Genomic DNA, 19530 nt, shown 5'->3' on the forward strand with positions numbered 1-19530 from the left:
TGTTACCAATTATTTTCAAGGGATACCGCACGCATGGCACTTTTGCAAATTGCTGAACCTGGTCAATCTACTGCCCCGCATCAACACCGTATTGCGATTGGCATTGACTTGGGGACAACCCACTCTTTAGTGGCGACAGTGCTATCGGGAAAACCGAAAGTTCTACAAGATGACAAAGACCGGGTTTTACTTCCATCAATTGTTCATTACGCAAAGGATGCAACCACGTTTGGTTATGAAGCCAAGCCATTTATGCTGACTGACCCAAAAAATACAGTGGTTTCGGTCAAACGCTTTATGGGTCGCTCGCAAGCAGATATCAAATTCCAGCATCCATATACGCTTGTTGGTGCAGAAAATGAAATGCCAGCATTTGAAACTGCTGCGGGTCGAAAAACACCTGTCGAAATTTCTGCAGAAATTCTAAAACAGTTAAAAGACCGCGCTGAAGCAAGCCTGAATAATCCTGTGAATGGTGCGGTGATTACTGTTCCAGCTTATTTTGATGAAGCACAACGCCAAGCAACACGTGATGCTGCACAACTCGCAGGCTTGAACGTTTTACGTTTACTGAACGAACCGACAGCCGCGGCTGTTGCTTATGGTCTTGATCAAGAGACCAACCTCAGCACAGATCGTAACTATGTGATTTACGATCTAGGTGGTGGTACCTTTGATGTGTCAATCTTACGTTTTTCGCAAGGTGTCTTTGAAGTTCTTGCAACTGGTGGCCACACTGCTCTCGGGGGTGATGACCTTGACCGCCTAATCGTAAAATGGGCCAAAAAACAGCTCAACATCGAGACTTTAAGCGATGAAGAGTATGCCGTTTTTGTGATTGCAGCTCGTCAAGCCAAAGAATATTTAACAGATCACGAATCTGCTGAATTAAAATTACTGGATGACCGTTTAACGCTAGATCGACCTACTTTTGAATCCATTATTCAAGTTGCGCTCGATAAAAGTATGAGTGTGTGCAAACGCGTATTACGCGATGCCAAACTTGAACTTGATGAAATTGAACATGTGGTCCTGGTCGGCGGTTCAACCCGTTCGTATGCCGTACAGAAAGCGGTACGCGAATTATTTGAACGTGAGCCATTATGTACCATCAACCCTGATGAAGTGGTTGCGATTGGCGCATCAATTACAGCAAATCAGCTGATTGGTAATAGTCAGGATGGCTCGTTATTGCTTGATGTCACACCACTTTCACTTGGTCTAGAAACCATGGGTGGTTTGGTTGAGCGCCTGATTTCACGTAACACTGCTATTCCTGTCGCACGCCGTCAGGAATTTACCACCTATCAAGATGGTCAAACCGCCATGTTAATTCATGTGGTGCAAGGTGAGCGTGATTTAGTCGAGCATTGTCGTTCATTGGGCCGTTTTGTATTACATGGCATTCCACCAATGACTGCGGGTCAAGCACGTATTGAAGTGACGTTCCAAGTCGATGCCGATGGTTTATTGACCGTATCAGCCAAAGAAACCACTTCTGGTGTGCAGGCGCAAATCGATATTAAACCATCTTATGGCTTATCTTCAGCAGATACTGAGCGTTTATTGGTTGAAGGTTTCCAATATGCCGAAGAAGACAAACATCTTCGTCACTTGCAAGAAACCAAAGTCGAAGCACAACGCGAGCTAGAAGCACTCGAACAAGCATTGAAAGCAGATACGGATTTACTTTCTCAGCAACAGGCTCGCGATTTAATCCTTGCCGCTGAAGCATTAAAAGCCCGTCTGAAAACCGATGAGCTTGCAGCGATTGAACATGCAGTTCAGCAACTTAAAATTCATAGCGATGCCTTTGCTGCATTGCGTATGAACCGACATATTGACCATGCCTTAAAAGGTACAAAACTTGAAGATTGGTCAAACTCAAACTAAAGGTATAGGTGATCAATATGCCACGTATTAAAGTTCTTCCTCATGCACAAATTTGCCCTGAAGGTGCAGAATTTGAAGTCGAACATAACGCCAATTTATGCCAAAGTTTATTAAAAAATGGTATTAAGATTGAACATGCTTGTGACATGTCGGCAGCCTGCACCACCTGTCACGTGGTTGTGCGTAAAGGCTTTGACAGCCTTGAGGAAATGAATGACGTTGAAGCAGATTTGCTTGACCGCGCGTGGGGCTTAGAGCCTGACTCTCGCCTCTCTTGCCAAGTTGAAATTGTGGATGAGGATTTAGAAATCGAAATTCCTAAATACACCATCAACCACGCTTCAGAAAATCATTAAGCTTAAATGATAGTTTAAAATAAAAAAGCTAGAGTTAATCTCTGGCTTTTTTATTTCTCACTGTATCGTGCTGTAAAAATTAAAGATTGATGCGCAGCAGCGCCAGCCATGATGCCATCTCCAACAGACAAGAACACCGAGCTCCCCGATCAAGCCACATCGCCACAAGCCCCTGTGATTAAAGTTTCTTGCATGGTATTGAGTTTAATCGCCTCACCCATTGCGTTCTACTCTATCTCACCACCCAACAGAAGAGTCTATTCCTGCCCCAATATTTGGTAGTTAGTCATTCAATGGCAATTTAAAAATTACGCTGCTTTGGAATATTTGTCAGCCGTAGCTAAACTGACCATTTTTGCGATTATTTATGAGATTGAAAATCCAGAATACTGAGTCGAACGTGTCATGAATACTACTTTGAATCATACCATTTAATATGTACAAACCACTCTGACAAAACAACTCAAAGCCACGACTAACCTCATTAGCTAGTGAATTTGATCATTTATATGAAATTCATGCACATTCACAATGAACGTGAAATAGAATGCTAATTATTATCTAACTTCATCATCTAAAGTCAGTTTAGGAATACCCTGTGCATTGGTAATTTTTTGCTGGGTCTTGATCCTCTGAACCATATTTTCCAGGATTTCTACCAGTTCAGGATATTCGTAGTTCTGTACCTCTTCCAGATTCAGAACCAAATGGAAGCCTTTATAATCGAAATCAAACCATTTTTGCGTATCTGATTTCTTGCCTGTGAATTTCTCCATCACTTGCCATGTTTTAACCGGGCCTTGAATGCCTTTTAAATAAATAGGCACTTTCGGCACACACAAAAACTCATTTTTAATCAATTGATGAGTGTCATCAGCAATTAAAATTTCATCGACTTCAGCTGCAGATTGCAAGCGTGCTGCCAAGTTTACATCGCGACCGACAATGGTATAGGCCATACGATGTGAAGCACCATAATTGCCTACGTGACAATAACCTGTACTGATGCCCATACGAATATGTAAAGCGGGATAGCCCATTTTCTTCCAACGTTCACGCAGCAGCTTCATTTGTTGACGCATCGCAATTGCCATTTCCACACAAGACTTGGCATCTTGCTCAACGCCTTGCGAGTTTGGATCGCCGAAGAAAATAAGAATCGCATCGCCCATAAACTTATCGACGGTCGCTTCGTACTGCTTGGCAATTTCAGTCATATGACTCAAATAATCATTGAGCAAGAAAGCCAAATCATCAGGAATCAAAGTTTCTGAAAGTTCGGTAAAACCCTGAATATCGGAGAAAAAAACTGTTAATTTTTTGCGTTTGTATTCAATTTTTGCTTCTGCTTCACCACGCATAATCGATTGCCACAATTGCAGTGGCGCATAACGACTCAACTGATTTGCAAATGCAATATAGCGTGTCATCTGATTATGATAATGCTGACGTTGCTGCCCGAGGATATTTAAACGACGGTGTTGGTAATAATTACCAATCACAATAAACATCATTAATCCAAGCAGACTGACCACGGTCAATTCAGGATTCGTTGGCTCAAAATATTGCTCTGCGCCAAAAATTACGAAGGTACTAAAATAGAAAATAATAACGCCAATCAGGCCGATTAAACATGCAACAGGTAGAGAAATTCTGTTATTCAAGCCGACGTAAAGCAATCCAAATAAAATAGTAAAAGTAGGAACTAAACTTAAATGGATAGCAGCTAGTACAAGCGCTACAACAACTGCCTCATTGGCAAAAAGAACATTTTTTTCTATTTTTTTATCAAATTTATATTGCAACCATTTTTCTAAACGGGGACAAAGCAAAAAATAGACAAGTAACAGAGGAAGGAGATAGAGTTGATAGCTAGCACTGGTTGAGGTAAATGTATAAATTACCAAGATCAGCGACAGAATCGAATATCCCATCAAACGATGAAAATAAGCGAACTGTCTAGGTTCTTTATCAATCAACCTATCTAGTGGCACCCTATCCTCCTTTTGTTATTATAGAATACTGTATTTCTTCTATTTTTCTGGATCAGTCCATACGCCAATCAAATGGCATATCACCCTGTCCACGCAATGCCAACATCAATGTTTGACGCATATGCGCAAGCACATCATTGCTGTATGGCACAGCTGGCATTCCCCATACAGGTTTCGGCCATGCAACATCATTTTGATAACGCACCACATGATGAAAATGAAGCTGCGGAACAACGTTGCCTAAAGCTGCAACATTCATTTTGTCAGCGCGGAACACACGTGACAGCTGGCTTGATAACCAACTTGACTCACGTAAAAACTGTTCTTGGTCTGCTTGGCTTAATTCATATAATTCTGTTACACCTGGAACACGTGGAATCAGGATTAACCAAGGAAATTGCATATCATTCATTAAACGACATGTTGAAAGCGGAAAGTCGCCTACAAAAAATGTATCTTGAGCAAGTTGTGGATGCAAACTAAACATATCTTTATAAATGATGCAGAATAATGATGATCAATACTATCACATCAGTTTTGATGTGAATATTATTAGTAACCCGTTTGCTTACAAATAACAATGATTTTCCTCATTTATTGCATGAACATCGGATCAAAACATGATCACATCTACTAAAAAAAAGTACATGCTCATTTAATCACCACATTATGTGCTTAAAAACCTCAATTTAACTCACTCAATAACTTATTCAATAGCTCAACAATGAACTGAATTCGCTTATCATACTCGGCCAATTGCACCATGACTTTTAAGCGTTGTCCGCCTTCCATTCGATAGTAGGTTGGATTTTTTTGCATCAACTGAATAATGCTAATTGCCTGCACAGGTGTATCAGGAGCAAACTCGATATAACCGCCATTACTATTGATATCAATCTTAGTAATCCCCAACTGCTCTGCACGCAAACGCAGTTGATGGACACTAAACAATTGCTTCACGGGTTGTGGCGGAATACCAAAACGGTCGATCAACTCCATACGGATATTATCAAGCTTCTCCTGACTATCGGTATTACTGATACGCTTGTAGAACAACAGACGCTGATGCACGTCACCGAGATAATCATCTGGGATCAAGGCAGGCATATGCAGATTAATTTCAGCAGTTAACGAAAGTGGTGCATCAAAGTTTGGGGTCTTACCCTTTTGAATTGCTTTGGTCGCTTTTTCAAGCATTTCCATATACAGGCTATAACCAATTGCCTGCATTGAACCGCTTTGTTGTTCACCCAATAACTCACCCGCACCTCGAATCTCCAAATCTTCCGTCGCCAGCATAAAACCAGCCCCCAGAGTTGAAGCGCGTTGAATGGCATCTAATCGTTTTTCGGCATCTCCTTTGAGGTGCTTGATCGATGGAACCAATAGATAAGCATAGGCTTGATGATGCGAACGTCCAACACGACCACGCAATTGATGCAGTTGCGCCAGCCCCAGTTTATCTGCACGCTCGATGATGATGGTATTGGCATTGGGTACATCAATACCTGTTTCAATGATGGTCGAACAGACTAGCACGTTATATTCTTTGTGATAGAACTGCTGCATCACCTGCTCAAGTTCACGTTCTCGCATTTGACCATGTGCCACAGCCACGCGTGCTTCGGGAACTAAATTGCGAATAGTTTCGGCAGCACGTTCAATACTATCGACTTCGTTATGCAATAAGTACACCTGACCACCACGTAATAACTCACGCAGAATCGCTTCCTTAACAGAATCATCAGTATGTTCTTGTACAAAGGTTTTGACCGCTAATCGACGTGCTGGTGGTGTTGCGATAATCGAAAGATCACGCATCCCCGAAAATGCCATATTTAAGGTCCGTGGAATTGGTGTTGCAGTTAAAGTCAGCATATCTACATCAGCACGTAGTGCCTTAATACGCTCTTTGTCTCGAACCCCAAAACGATGTTCTTCATCAACAATCATCAAACCCAAATTTTTAAACTGTATATTTTCTTGCAGAATCTTATGGGTTCCCACCACGATATCAACTTTGCCTTCGGCTAAGTCTTCAATGGTTTTCAAATGAGTCTTATTGCTGCCAAAACGAGACAATACTTCAATGCGTACTGCCGTATCAGCAAAACGATCTTTAAAAGATTCATAATGTTGCTGGGCTAACAGTGTCGTTGGGACTAATACTGCAACTTGTTTATTATTTTGCGCCGCAACAAAAGCCGCTCGCATCGCCACTTCTGTTTTACCAAAGCCCACATCACCACACACCAAGCGGTCCATTGGCTTGGCAAGTTGCATATCATGTAGGGTCGCTTCAATGGCATTGGCCTGATCAAGCGTTTCCTCATAAGCAAATCCACTGGCGAATTGCATATACCCTGTATGATCCAGTTCAAAAGCAAAACCTGGTTTTGATTGACGTCGTGCCTGAATATGTAATAACTCGGCAGCCACATCATGAATTTGCTCTAAAGCTTTACGCTTTGCCTTACTCCACGTATCTGTGCCTAATTTATGCAATGGTGCCAGATCTGGATCACCGCCACTGTAGCGACTGATCAGATGCAAATTGGTTACTGGTACATAAACTTTTGCACCATCGGCATAGTCAAGCTGCAAGAACTCATGATCCTGCTCGTCGATTTCTAAAGTAATTAAACCTGCGTAGCGTCCAACACCATGATCAATATGCACCACAGGTGCACCAATACTCAGCTCGGTTAAACTACGGATTAAAAACTCTTCAGATACTTCTTGCTGACGCTTACGGCGACGCTGCACCACACGATGTTCATAAAGCTGATTTTCAGAAATGACCGATAATTGATGACTGAGTAACAGACCTCGATCCAGAGGTGCACTGGTAATTGCAACCTGTAACTTGTCTCTTTGGAATTGGGCAAAACTATCTACGTTCTGGATTTCACCTAACACACTACGCAGGGCATCTTTCAAAGTTTCACGACGACCCGCACTCTCAGCCACCAATAAAACAGGATGCTTGGCTTGATCAATGTAATGTTTTACTGCTTCAAAAGGTTGTTCTTTTTTCGGATCAACTGCCAGTTTAGGCGGTTGTTCAGCGGCGATATTGAGTACGCCGGCTTTGGTCTCAAAAACTTCTGCTGAAGCCAAAATTCGAGGAAATTGATTTAATGCCTGTAAAACATGGTTGGGCATTAAAAATAATTCTTCTGGCGGTAGAATCGGTTGATCAATGTTATGTCGTCGATCTTCATAACGACGCATTACTTCTTTCCAGAAGTTCATTAAATCATCTTCAATTTCACTATTTGTAATGACAACGCAATTATTAGGTAAGTATGTCGTCAACATACTTTGTGCTTCCATCACCTTCTTCTCAAAGAATAATGGCAAGTAAAACTCTAAACCTGGCGTTGCAATTCCCTCTAATACATCCTGATAAATCGGATTTTTCTTTGGATTTGCAGTTGGGAAGCTTTCTGCATAACGATCTCTAAAGGTAGAACGCCCTTCTTTGAGTGGAAATTCTTTTGCAGGTAAAACAGTAAAGTTTTTTAAGGATTCTGTGGTTCTTTGTGTTTCTGGGTCAAAGAATTTTAGGCTTTCAATTTCATCATCAAATAAATCGATTCGAATCGGTTGATCTTGTCCAGATGCAAAAATATCCATGATACTACCGCGAACTGCAAATTCACCGTGATCATAAACTGTGTCAACTAAGCGATAGCCTGCTTGAACCAATTGCTTCTTTTGCGCTTCAAGGTCAAGTTTCTGTCCTACTTTAATATCAAAGTGTTCGCCCACGACCCACGAATAAGGCGCAACGCGTTGCGCTAAAGTACTGGCTGAAACCAGTAAAATCCCTTTTTGTGGCATATTTGATAAAATTGCCAAGCGCTCAGAAACAATATCTTGATGTGGAGATAAACGGTCATAAGGCAAGATTTCCCAATCTGGGAAAATTATCGGCTTGATACCATAAAATTCGAGTTCGCTCTCGAGCTGAGCAAGATGTTGATTATTCCTTGCGACAATGACATATAGATTTGAACTTTGTGAAGCAATTTCTTTGAATAATAATGCTGCGGATGAGCCCATTAATGAACCAATCCAGCGTTTTTCGCCCGCTTTAAATTGTTGTAAGTTTAATTGAGAGATTTCTTGTTGAAACATAGAGAAAATCATGCAATCTAAAAAGATAAGTACCCTATTTTAGCATGATGTTTTTTAGTTGAAGAGCAAATTCCCCTTATTCAAACAATTTAATTTTACTTAGGCTATTCTTGTTATTTAATTTAGCAAAGAAAGCTCATATAGAGCCTTCTGCTGGATAACATCAATCTATACATCAATTTTAAAACCTAAATTAACATCACAAGCCGCTTGTCCCCCACGAACACCGAAGTTCTCCGAGGGCAGTTCACGAAGCATAATTTTCACATGGTCTTTAGGTATGCCAATCGGCTCAAGATTATGCACAATCATTTTATACAGCTTTCGCTTTGCATCTAAAGAGCGCCCAAGAAATGCATCAATACTGATCAAGGTATAGCATTCGGGTTTGGCCTTTTCTGGCGGACATTGAAACCGATGTGCTTCATGAACAATTAAACGGACATTTCGATCACCGTGCATGATTTTAAACGCATCTCTGAGTGCTGAATGAACGGCTTCCATAATCTCAAGTTCTACATCTACAGCATATTGTTGCCTGACCTCAATAAGTACACTAGGCATATTGTTATTCTCCTACGATGTTACATGGTGATATCTATTTATTTTTACTATTTTCAATCACGATATTAAATAAACTTTATTGTCCTGACTTTATCAATACTGTAATCGAGTCATTTTTGCCAAGACAATAAAAAAGCATTCTTCAGAAAATTCCAAAAAATGCTTTTTCTCATCATTCATCATTATTTAAGATGCGAATTTTGCATTTGGGAAGAAACGGCCTTCAATAAGGTCATAACACCACTGGAAAATGAATGTATAAACCAAAATACACATCGTCAACCCAAAATCCAGGATCAGAGCTTCAAGAAAACTCATCTTCATCATATAAGCGATGATTGGAATTGTTGCCAACATTAAACCGCCTTCAAAACCTATCGCATGAAGAATACGCACAGGAATCGTTCTTTTCCACTGATATTTATGTTCTACTTTTTCAAAGTAATGATTAAAGATCATATTCCAGAACACGGAAATGACAGCCATGATCGTGCCAAGAACACCTGTCACTTCAAGCGGCATACTAAAAATAAAACTTAACGCAATTGCGATGATGACCAATAAAATCACTTCATAGCTAATTGCATGAATGAGTCTTCTTTTGGAAATCAACATTTAATAACACTCTTTTGTTTGGATAGTCGCTATTTTATTTTTATAATTTTGATTAATCCAATCAGGTTCTTTCAGTTTTTTTGACAGATGAATATTAATCAAGAACAACTCATCATGTTTCAAGCCGTTATTGAAACCGGCTCTTTCTCAGCCGCAGCACGTAAATTAGGCAAGGTTCCTTCAGCGGTAAGTATGTCGATTGCCAATTTGGAAATTGATCTCAATCTTAATCTATTTGAAAGATCTGGACGTGAGCCTATACCAACCGCCGAGGCAATCGTACTTTATGAGAAAACCCAGCAATTATTGATTGAGATGAATCAATGGAAGCAGCATGCCCACGCACTGAGTACAGGCCTGGAGTCAACCCTGAATATTGTAGTGGTATCTGAACTGCTTTATACCAATTGGACCGACTACATTACCCTGCTTGAACAGCGCTTTCCGAGTCTTGCCCTTAATATCTTCTCTGCTCCTCAAGAAGATGCTTTACAAATGTTGCTGGATCAATCGGCACAGCTGGCCCTGATGTTCGAACGTGAGCAACTGGATAGCCGCGAACAATTCGTGGAACTAAAAAGAGAGGCGCTTGTCCCTGTCATTGCTAAAAATCACTCTTTAGCGCAACTCACTCATGTGTCTTTTGAGCAAATTGTACAAACACGTCAGATTGTCGTAGCAAGTCGTGATTACAGCATCAAGCCAGAGTTACTCTATTCAAAAGACTATTGGCGTACGGATAATCACCATTCGGCCTGTATGATGATTATTCGTAACTTAGGTTGGGGTGTTCTGCCTTTACAGATGTTTAATGAAAACCCAGAACTTAAAAAGAAACTTAAGATTTTGGAGATGTATGATTTCACACCAAAATTTGAATATTATGTCGATCTGGTGTGGAGCCGTGAAAGCGAATTGGGTCTGGCTGCAAAATATTTGATTGATCATATTCGCTTACAACGTCAGCAGAATGAATCCTGAGACTTACTCAGATGAACAATACAACCAACAAAAGCGGGGCTTTGCTTTCATGCAGATTGTGTTATAACAGAAGTTACCAATAATATTGTTTATTAAGAATGCGATATCAATGACTCAGACTGCATTACACCAATTAAAAAATTTAACTACTGTTGTTGCTGATAGTAGTGATCTCGAAGCAATTGAAAAGTTTCGTCCTTTAGATGCAACAACCAATCCATCACTCATCACAGCAGCGGCAGAACAACCGGAAAGCCGAACACTGATTGAAGACGCCTATACCCAAGCAAAGCAAGAAGGCTATCAAAGTGATGAACTGATTGAACGTACCATTGATATTTTGACGGTCAAATTTGGTGTCGAAATTTTAAAATTGATTGATGGTCGTGTCTCTACTGAAGTCGATGCATCTCTGTCATATAATACTGAAGCAACAATTAGTAAAGCACGTGAGTTGTCTCAGCTCTATCAAGGTTATGGCATCGAACAATCGCGCATCCTGATTAAAATTGCTTCCACTTGGGAAGGAATTCAGGCAGCCAAAGTTCTAGAAGCTGAAGGAATTCCTTGTAACCTGACTTTATTGTTTGGTTTACATCAAGCTCAAGCCTGTGCTGATGCCAAGGTCACACTGATCTCGCCTTTTGTGGGACGTATTTTGGATTGGTATAAAAAAGCCGAAGGTGTTGAGCAATATCCAATTGCCAAAGATCCGGGCGTACTGTCGGTGAAGAAAATTTATAACTATTACAAACAGCATGGTATCCCAACCCAAGTCATGGGTGCGAGCTTCCGTAGTACGGCACAAGTACTGGGTTTAGCCGGTTGTGACTTACTCACGATTGCCCCTAATCTATTGGCACAGTTGGAGCAAGACCAACAGCGTGTTGAAGCTCAGCTCAGCACCGAGTTTGCCCGACAAGCAGAAAAAATCGAACGTCCTGCACAAACAAAAGAAAGTTTTAAAGCTGAGCTTGAGCAAGATCTGATGGCTTTCCAATTACTGCAAGGCGGCATTGATGGCTTTATCAAAGCGCGTGACCAGTTAAGTTTATTGCTGCGTCAATCTTTTGGAATTGATGCTGAAATCCAACCTTAATTAGTCGATTTTTCACCAATAAAAACCGATTTTTGCTATATTAGCGAAAATCGGTTTTTTAATGAGTTTATTGTGTTCGGTATAACAGATTTAACCACTTATATTATTGGTACAATCTTAATTGTGTTATTACCTGGTCCAAATTCACTCTATGTCATGTCCGTAGCATCCCGTTATGGCATTCGCACTGGTTATGCCGCTGCATGTGGTGTATTTACTGGCGATTTTATTTTAATTCTGTGTACCGTATTGGGCGCGGCCTCTTTACTCAAAGCCTTCCCGATCTTATTTATTATTCTCAAATTGACAGGTGCATGTTACCTCGCTTACTTAGGCTTTAAATTATTGCAAGGCGCTTATCAAACGTGGAATAAACCACCGCATCATGTAGAAATGGCCGAACTGCCGAACCTTGATCAGGTTCATCCCTATCGTACCGCACTCAGCATTAGCTTGCTAAACCCCAAAGCGATTCTATTCTTCCTCTCCTTCTTTGTTCAGTTTGTTGAACCAAGTTATGCTTACCCAGCATTCAGCTTTTTAATTTTGGCAATTATTCTACAAATCGTGAGTTTCAGTTATTTAACAGCCCTCATTTTTTCAGGGATAAAACTTGCTGGCTTTTTCAAACATAATTATAAGCTCGCAGCTTCTGGTATCTGTCTGGTCGGCATTTTATTCTTTGGTTTCGGTTTAAGATTGGCTACCTCGACTTTAACTTAATCTAGATTTAACCGAATGATCAATTTATTCAATCATTTTAGAACTACGATTTAATACGCATTAACGATATACTTTTCAACAAATTTTAAACAAGTATAGATGCATAGATGCAACGTCTCCTTCAGGATTTTTCCATTCCAGCAGTTTTCGCTGGCTTTATTACATTCTTAATCGGGATTAGTGTTTCCGCCGTCCTTGTTATTCAAGGTGCACAGTCTTTAGGTGCCAATACCGCCCAAATCAGTTCTTGGTTCTGGGCTCTGGGGCTTGCCATTGGCCTCTCTGGCTTAATCTTGTCCTGGAAATATAAATATCCTGTTGCCACGGCATGGTCTACACCCGGTATTGCACTGATTATTGCATCGACTGGACATTACGATCTTTATGAAGCCATTGGTGCCTTCCTGATCTGTGGTATTGCCATTGCTGTGGTCGGCTTTTCAGGGATTTTTCAAAAACTATTGGCCCATATTCCACAAAGCTTAACTTGCGCGATGCTTGCTGGGATTCTATTAAAGTTCGGTATTCAGATTTTTAGCAGCTTAGAAAGTCATCTCGGCTTTATTTTAAGTATGCTCGTGATTTACTTGGTGTCAAAACGCTTATTCCCACGTTATAGCATTGTACTGACCGTCATTTTAGGCGCGGCCATTTGTCCCCTGTTTATTGATTTTCAACTCCAAGCCATCACATGGTCTCTAACTCAACCTGTATGGATGCAACCTTCATTTTCGTGGTCTGCGATCTTGGGTTTGGCGTTGCCTCTGTTTGTGATCAACATGACCTCACAAAACTTACCAGGCATCGCCATGATTAAAAGTTATGGCTATCATCCACATGTCAATCAATTGGTGGGTTGGACAGGTGTTGCACATACTTTTTTCGCGCCTTTTGGCTGCTTTTCAATCAACCTCGCAGCAATTAGTGCAGCAGTGAGCTTAGATGATCAAGTGCATCCTGATCCAAGCAAACGTTATATTGCAGGTATCAGTTGTGGTCTGTTCTATATTTTGATGGGACTTTTTGCAGCAACCTTAGTCAGTTTATTAATGTCATTTCCGCAGATTTTTATTGTGGCACTTGCAGGAATTGCGCTATTTGCAACGATTAGTCATAACATTGCGGTGGCTTTTTCAAATGTAGAAGAGCGTGAAGCAGCATTATTAACTTTTTTATGTAGCGCTTCTGGTGTTCAATTCTGGGGCATTGGCTCTGCATTTTGGGGCCTGTTATTGGGTATCTTGGTACTGCTGCTCTTTAGATTTAAAGCAAAAAAATAAGCCTTAGTTGACTAGGGTCTGTTGACATTTCAGCCATGTCTTGCGTTATTAGCTAAAACAACATAAACAAGGCATGAAACGCAGGTAATGGTAGTCCCCTTGCCAAGTTTCATAACGCAGCTTAGGGAAGTTTTAGCTATAACCCTACGGGACAGAGACATTTTTTGTCGCTACTACGTTATGCCTTATTCATTTAGAATAACTAAATCTCATAAGTCATGCCTCGTATCGTCTAAAAATGTCTTCTGTCGCAAGCATCTGTGAAATATCAACAGACCCTAAGGCTTATTCAACAATAGAGAGGAAAATTGTGGATTACTTTTCCTCTAAATCTTTCTGCGCTTCTTCATCATTAAGGATTCGGGCAGCCTGTTGAGGGCGAATTAATGGCGCCGTTGGTCGTGGATGCGTATGAGTATACTGTAAGCCGACGCCTGCATAGACATCATCCGCTGCAATTTCAGTTTCAAAACGCTCTTCATCACGATCTCGAATTTCATCGGTAATCCGTTGTACTTCGTCTTCGTCAACACCCAATTCATGTAAAATCACTCCACCGAACTTGATTGCTGATTCAAAGGTTTCACGGATCATATAATCGACTTTCTGTTTCACTAAGTAGAGTGAATGCTCACGGTCATACGAACGCACCAACAGCTTTGCCAATGGAAATTCGTGTGTTACCAACTCCACAATCCGATTCGTCGTTTCTTTACTATCCACACAGACAACAATGGCTTGTGCCGAAGAAGCACCAGAGGCATGCAAAATATCTAAACGGCAACCATCACCATAATAGATTTTAAAACCAAACTTTTCTGCGTTTTGAATCATATCAATGTCATTGTCAATAATAGTGACATCGACGCCACGTGCTAATAACAGTTGACTGGTTACTTGGCCAAAACGACCAAAACCGATCATCAAAATACTTCCACTCAAACCCTCGGCCACCTGAACATTGTCCAAATTGACTTGATCTTTGGCTTGCGTGAAGCGTTTGAAAATGATGCCTAAAATCGGTGTCAACACCATCGACAACACCACAATCGCAGTAAGATTCGACTTTACCGAATTATCAATCACTTGGGCACTTAGCGCTGCAGCAAAGAGTACAAAGGCAAATTCGCCCCCTTGTGCCATTAACAGTGCACGATCCAGTGCTTCCGTATGCGAACTTTTGGTGACTCGCGCTACGATATAAATCATCAGGGCTTTAGCAAACATCATCGCCAATACGCCACTGAGAATCAGCTGCCAGTTTTGCGCAACCACGGAAAGATCTAAAGACATGCCTACGCCAAGGAAGAACAAACCCAGTAGTAAACCACGGAAAGGCTCAATATCAGCTTCAATTTGATGTCTAAAGGTCGATTCAGACAACAGCACGCCTGCCAAAAATGCACCCATTGCCATAGATAGACCGCTTACTTGCATCAACAATGCGGCACCTAAAACCACAAGAAGTGCTGCGGCAGTCATGACTTCACGTGCCTTGGCAGCGGCCAACAATCTGAATAATGGATTAAGTAACCAATAACCTGCGGCAATTAAACCCGCTATTGCAATAAGTCCAAGACCGATACTTTCTAAACGTGTTGAGGTTGTTTCAACCACATGGTTGGGTGCCATAAAAGCCACAATTGCCAATAAAGGAACAATCAATAAATCTTCGAATAATAAAATGGCAACGATCTTTTGACCTTGAGGTTGAGCAATATCCCCTCGATCGCCCAATAAATGCATCACAATGGCTGTCGACGTCAAGACAAAACCTGCGGCACCAATGAATGCAACTTGCCAGCTAAAACCAAATAGCAAACCAACACCTGTGAGAGCTAAGGAACAAGCAACAATCTGCAAAGTCCCTAAACCAAAGATTTCACGTCTTAAACTCCATAAATGCGAAGGCTGCATCTCCAGACCAATCACAAATAAATACATCACAATGCCTAATTCGGCAATATGCAAAATCGAGGCAGAATCATGGAAAAATGCAAAGCCGAACGGCCCAATAATCAGACCCGCAATTAAATAACCTAATACTGAACCTAAGCCAATGCGCTTAAAAATAGGAACGGCAACAACCGCTGCCGCGAGAAGCACCACTGGTGCAATTAAACTAATAGAATGTGCTTCTGAACTCATACAGTTCTCATTGTTATCTAGCTGCTTTCATTTTATGTGAAACATTACACGTTTTATATATCATTTATGAGACAATGTATCTCAACTCATTCATTTAACAGCTTTTAAATCACTGCTTTTTCAAGAATAAAACAAAGGCTTAATTGATTGCATTTTTATCCCAAAAAGCCTGTCGAATTTGAGGCATTGCATTAAGGTGATTAATCATGTGCTGAGCTTCTTCAGCATCAATTGAGGTTGCAATGAGTGTCACCTCAATCTCAACTTCTTTTTCCCCAAATGGCGTGACATCAATATCTTTTGCAGGGTAATTATGATGTTTTAAGGTGAGATTCAGTTCATCCATTACGGCTTTGCTATGGCTACGATCACAAATGATATAAATCACATGCAAAACCTCAGTGTCATCGTCTAATGGACGACGATCGATCACATGCACGATCGGACGCAGCAAGGTATTAGCCGCCAGAATAAATAAGGTGGCGATAATAGCCTCTACGATTAGGTCTGCGCCCGCAGAAGCTCCCACAGCTGCCGAACACCACAGAGTAGCAGCTGTATTTAAACCATGAATATTGCCTTCTTGACGCATAATCACACCGGCACCCAAGAAGCCAATCCCTGAGACCACATAGGCAATCACTCGGACAGCTCCATCTGCCCCCGTGAGATTTATTGCAATATCTACAAAAATCGCAGCGCCAACGGCAACCAGTACATTGGTTCTTAACCCTGCCGTCCGCTGCCGATACTGACGCTCTATACCAATTAATGCACCTAAAGCGAATGCTGTAACAAGGCTAATTAATGTATCAACGATATTAGATAAATCAATATGTTGTAGAAATTTTAATTGCATTATACACCTATTGTGTTATTGCCAGCCATAACGGCGGATATACATTGTTTTGACCCATTGTGTCACACACATATAGGCAATCAAGATGAAAGGTAGATAGAAAAAATAACTTAGCGGTAAAGCTTCCAATTTCAAATAGCTAGCTAAAGGCCCCATTGGTAAGAATATACCAATACACATAATGATTGCAGTCATGACCAGTAATGGTGTTGCAGCTCGGCTTTGAATAAATGGAATTTTAGCGGTACGAATCATGTGCACAATCAATGTTTGCGTCAACAATCCCACAACAAACCAACCCGATTGGAACAAAGTTTGCTGTTCTGGCGTATTCGCAGAGAACACAAACCACATCAATGCAAATGTAAGGATGTCAAAAATTGAACTAATCGGCCCAAAAACGATCATAAAACGCCCCACTTCCTCAGGTTGCCAACGTTGCGGCTGAGCAATCAACTCTTCATCGACATGGTCAAATGGAATCGCAATTTGAGAGATATCGTAAAGCAGGTTCTGGATCAGTAAGTGAATAGGCAACATTGGTAGAAATGGAATAAAAGCACTGGCTATTAATACCGAAAAAACATTACCAAAATTTGAACTTGCCGTCATTTTGATATATTTCAGCATATTGGCAAATGTTCTACGTCCTTCGATCACACCTTGCTCAAGTACCATCAGACTTTTTTCAAGCAAAATCAAATCTGCCGATTCTTTTGCAATATCAACCGCTGTATCAACAGAAATACCAATATCCGCAGCACGAATGGCAGCTGCATCATTGATACCATCTCCCAGGAAACCAACCACATGCCCATTGGCTTTAAGTTGCTCGACAATTCGTTCTTTATGCACGGGACTGAGTTTTGCAAAAATATGGTACTGCTCTACCGCTCTTTGAAGCTGTTGGTCGGTCAGGGTTTCAATCACACTACCCAATAAAACCTGCTTAAAATCGATCCCAATTTCACGGCATACTTTTTGAGTGACAAATTCATTATCACCTGTCAGTACTTTCACCGTTACACCGTGTGCATGTAGGCTTTTTACTGCCGCCATTGCTGACTCTTTTGGCGGATCAAGAAAAGCAACATAACCAATTAAAATAAGATCGCTTTCATCGACGACCGAAAAGTTTTCCTGTGCATTTGAAAACTCGCGATATGCAACCGCCACAACACGCAAACCGTCCTTGTTATAACGCTGAGTTAACGCTTCAATCGCTACTTGCCGTTGCTGGGTCAATGCTTCAATTTTTCCGTTAACCTCAACATAACGGCAAACTTTCAGCATTTCTTCTACCGCACCCTTGGTAATCATTCTGACACGATCTTCGGGTGTCTTCACGACCACAGACATCCGACGACGATCAAAGTCAAATGGCACTTCATCTACTTTTTTATAGTGTAACTTTTGCGTTTTAATATCTTGGCCAACCGCTTCCAGCACTGCCACATCAAGCAGATTTTTTAATCCGGTTTGATAATAACTGTTTAAGAAAGCCTGCATTAAAACATAATGTGAAGTTTGTCCATGTACATCCACATGCTGAGATAAAAAGATTTTATCTTGTGTCAACGTTCCCGTTTTATCTGTGCAGAGTACATCCATCGCACCAAAATTTTGAATTGCATCCAGCCGTTTGACAATTACTTTCTTTTTAGAGAGGAAGACTGCGCCCTTGGCTAAGGTTGAAGTCACAATCATCGGTAGCATTTCAGGTGTTAAGCCGACCGCAACTGAAAGTGCAAATAGAAATGCCTCTGTCCAGTCGCCTTTGGTGAAACCATTAATAAATAACACAATCGGTGCCATCACCAACATAAAGCGAATCAGTAACCAACTTACTTTATTGACCCCCATCTGAAACGATGTGGTCCCCCGATCTGTCGCCGTCACACGATGTGCCAAAGCACCGAAATAAGTTTGAATACCAGTACTGACTACAACAGCTTGGGCTGAGCCAGACACCACATTGGTCCCCATAAATACGATATTTTCCAACTCAAGCGCACTTTGCTCCTGCATATTTTTTTGCAATGCAAATTTTTCTACAGGCATCGATTCGCCCGTCATTGCAGCTTGCGACACAAACAAATCTTTGGCTGTTAAAATGCGACAGTCTGCAGGGATCATATCTCCCGCTGAAAGCAAGATGACATCACCTGGAACCAAATACTGAATCGGCATTTCAAATTGAGTATTTTTTTGATTTTTTACATCAATTCCATAACGTTGTTGCATCAATGTCAGATCATCATAGCTGACCTGATGACGTAACACCGTTGCTGTGTTACTGACCATGGCTTTTAATGCATCTGCTGCCTGATTAGACTTTGACTCTTGCCAATAGCGTAATAAGGTTGAAAGTATCACCATTACACTAATAATACTGGCACCGGTTAGGTCATCTGTCAGAAAGGCAACCAAAGCTAACAAGCTCAATAAAATATTGAATGGATTGCGATAGCAATACCAAAGATGTTGCCACCAGGTTAATGGCTTTTCATGTGCAATTTCATTTAACCCAACAAGTTTCTGTTGTGCGTTTGCCTGTTGCTCAGTTAACCCCGAATTTGAACTATTTAATTGTTGTAATAACTGTGCTGAATCAAGCTGTGCAGCATCCACTAAACGAGCAGATAATGTTTTACCAATTTCTTGTGCATAGCTTGATTGATGTAATTCTTTAAATGATTGACTCCGCCCAAAAAAGCGCATGAGGTGGAATCTTTTAAGAAATGCAGTAAAAAGTCGTTGCCAGAGTTTCATATTGAAATCCTCTTTTTTAGGCATGCAAAGGCCTTGACCTTATTTTCATCAATAAAGTCGATTGAAAAAATATAAATTTAGGAAATAAAGAAGTTGAGCATTC

At 40.9% G+C, this 19530-nt stretch carries 14 protein-coding genes; 6 read left to right on the forward strand and 8 right to left on the reverse strand.

Translation table 11 applies throughout. From position 1 onward, the window contains the following. Positions 1–33: 33 nt before the first annotated feature. Together hscA and fdx are read left to right on the forward strand one after the other, a co-directional pair. On the forward strand, positions 34–1893 hold the full coding sequence (gene hscA / locus Aba26S_RS04305) for a Fe-S protein assembly chaperone HscA (protein ID WP_043970163.1): 1860 nt from the start codon (positions 34–36) through the stop codon (positions 1891–1893). Positions 1894–1910: 17 nt separating this feature from the next. Beyond that, positions 1911–2249 carry an ISC system 2Fe-2S type ferredoxin gene (gene fdx, locus Aba26S_RS04310; protein WP_004652975.1) on the forward strand — a complete coding sequence of 113 codons (339 nt, stop codon included), beginning with the start codon at positions 1911–1913 and terminating at the stop codon, positions 2247–2249. Between the two features lie 557 nt (positions 2250–2806). Here the strand turns inward: fdx and Aba26S_RS04315 are convergent. The 5 genes from Aba26S_RS04315 to aceI all read right to left on the reverse strand — a co-directional run bounded on the left by Aba26S_RS04315 (position 2807) and on the right by aceI (position 9565). Next, positions 2807–4243: an adenylate/guanylate cyclase domain-containing protein gene (locus tag Aba26S_RS04315; RefSeq protein ID WP_005240842.1), complete on the reverse strand. Its 1437-nt coding sequence runs from the start codon at positions 4241–4243 to the stop codon at positions 2807–2809. A 52-nt stretch (positions 4244–4295) separates the two neighbouring features. Next, positions 4296–4730 carry an HIT domain-containing protein gene (locus Aba26S_RS04320; RefSeq protein WP_005240841.1) on the reverse strand — a complete coding sequence of 145 codons (435 nt, stop codon included), beginning with the start codon at positions 4728–4730 and terminating at the stop codon, positions 4296–4298. A 197-nt stretch (positions 4731–4927) separates the two neighbouring features. Continuing rightward, positions 4928–8386 carry a transcription-repair coupling factor gene (mfd, locus tag Aba26S_RS04325; protein ID WP_043970165.1) on the reverse strand — a complete coding sequence of 1153 codons (3459 nt, stop codon included), beginning with the start codon at positions 8384–8386 and terminating at the stop codon, positions 4928–4930. A gap of 168 nt (positions 8387–8554) precedes the next feature. Further along, complete coding sequence (locus tag Aba26S_RS04330) at positions 8555–8950, reverse strand: tautomerase family protein (protein WP_005240839.1); 396 nt, start codon at positions 8948–8950, stop codon at positions 8555–8557. A gap of 186 nt (positions 8951–9136) precedes the next feature. Beyond that, complete coding sequence (gene aceI, locus Aba26S_RS04335) at positions 9137–9565, reverse strand: chlorhexidine efflux PACE transporter AceI (RefSeq protein WP_005240838.1); 429 nt, start codon at positions 9563–9565, stop codon at positions 9137–9139. 87 nt (positions 9566–9652) lie between these two features. Between aceI and Aba26S_RS04340 the strand changes: the two genes are divergently transcribed. From Aba26S_RS04340 to Aba26S_RS04355, 4 genes are all read left to right on the forward strand, one after another. Beyond that, complete coding sequence (locus Aba26S_RS04340; RefSeq protein ID WP_005240837.1) at positions 9653–10546, forward strand: LysR family transcriptional regulator; 894 nt, start codon at positions 9653–9655, stop codon at positions 10544–10546. 109 nt (positions 10547–10655) lie between these two features. After that, complete coding sequence (gene tal, locus Aba26S_RS04345) at positions 10656–11645, forward strand: transaldolase (RefSeq protein ID WP_043970167.1); 990 nt, start codon at positions 10656–10658, stop codon at positions 11643–11645. Between the two features lie 72 nt (positions 11646–11717). Further along, positions 11718–12368 carry a leucine efflux protein LeuE gene (gene leuE, locus Aba26S_RS04350; RefSeq protein WP_005240829.1) on the forward strand — a complete coding sequence of 217 codons (651 nt, stop codon included), beginning with the start codon at positions 11718–11720 and terminating at the stop codon, positions 12366–12368. A gap of 107 nt (positions 12369–12475) precedes the next feature. Continuing rightward, positions 12476–13648 (forward strand): benzoate/H(+) symporter BenE family transporter, encoded by a 1173-nt coding sequence (locus Aba26S_RS04355; RefSeq protein WP_043970169.1) that lies wholly within the window; start codon positions 12476–12478, stop codon positions 13646–13648. A gap of 315 nt (positions 13649–13963) precedes the next feature. On the opposite strand, the gene Aba26S_RS04360 is transcribed toward Aba26S_RS04355, so the two are convergent. The 3 genes from Aba26S_RS04360 to mgtA all read right to left on the reverse strand — a co-directional run bounded on the left by Aba26S_RS04360 (position 13964) and on the right by mgtA (position 19427). Next, on the reverse strand, positions 13964–15796 hold the full coding sequence (locus Aba26S_RS04360; protein ID WP_043970170.1) for a monovalent cation:proton antiporter-2 (CPA2) family protein: 1833 nt from the start codon (positions 15794–15796) through the stop codon (positions 13964–13966). Positions 15797–15935: 139 nt separating this feature from the next. Continuing rightward, the gene (locus tag Aba26S_RS04365; RefSeq protein ID WP_005240823.1) at positions 15936–16655 is read right to left on the reverse strand and encodes an MgtC/SapB family protein; all 720 of its coding nucleotides are present in this window, start codon (positions 16653–16655) and stop codon (positions 15936–15938) included. A gap of 15 nt (positions 16656–16670) precedes the next feature. Continuing rightward, on the reverse strand, positions 16671–19427 hold the full coding sequence (gene mgtA, locus Aba26S_RS04370; RefSeq protein WP_043970172.1) for a magnesium-translocating P-type ATPase: 2757 nt from the start codon (positions 19425–19427) through the stop codon (positions 16671–16673). Positions 19428–19530 lie beyond the last annotated feature (103 nt).

Source organism: Acinetobacter sp. NBRC 110496, assembly GCF_000876115.1.
Taxonomy (GTDB): Bacteria; Pseudomonadota; Gammaproteobacteria; order Pseudomonadales; family Moraxellaceae; genus Acinetobacter.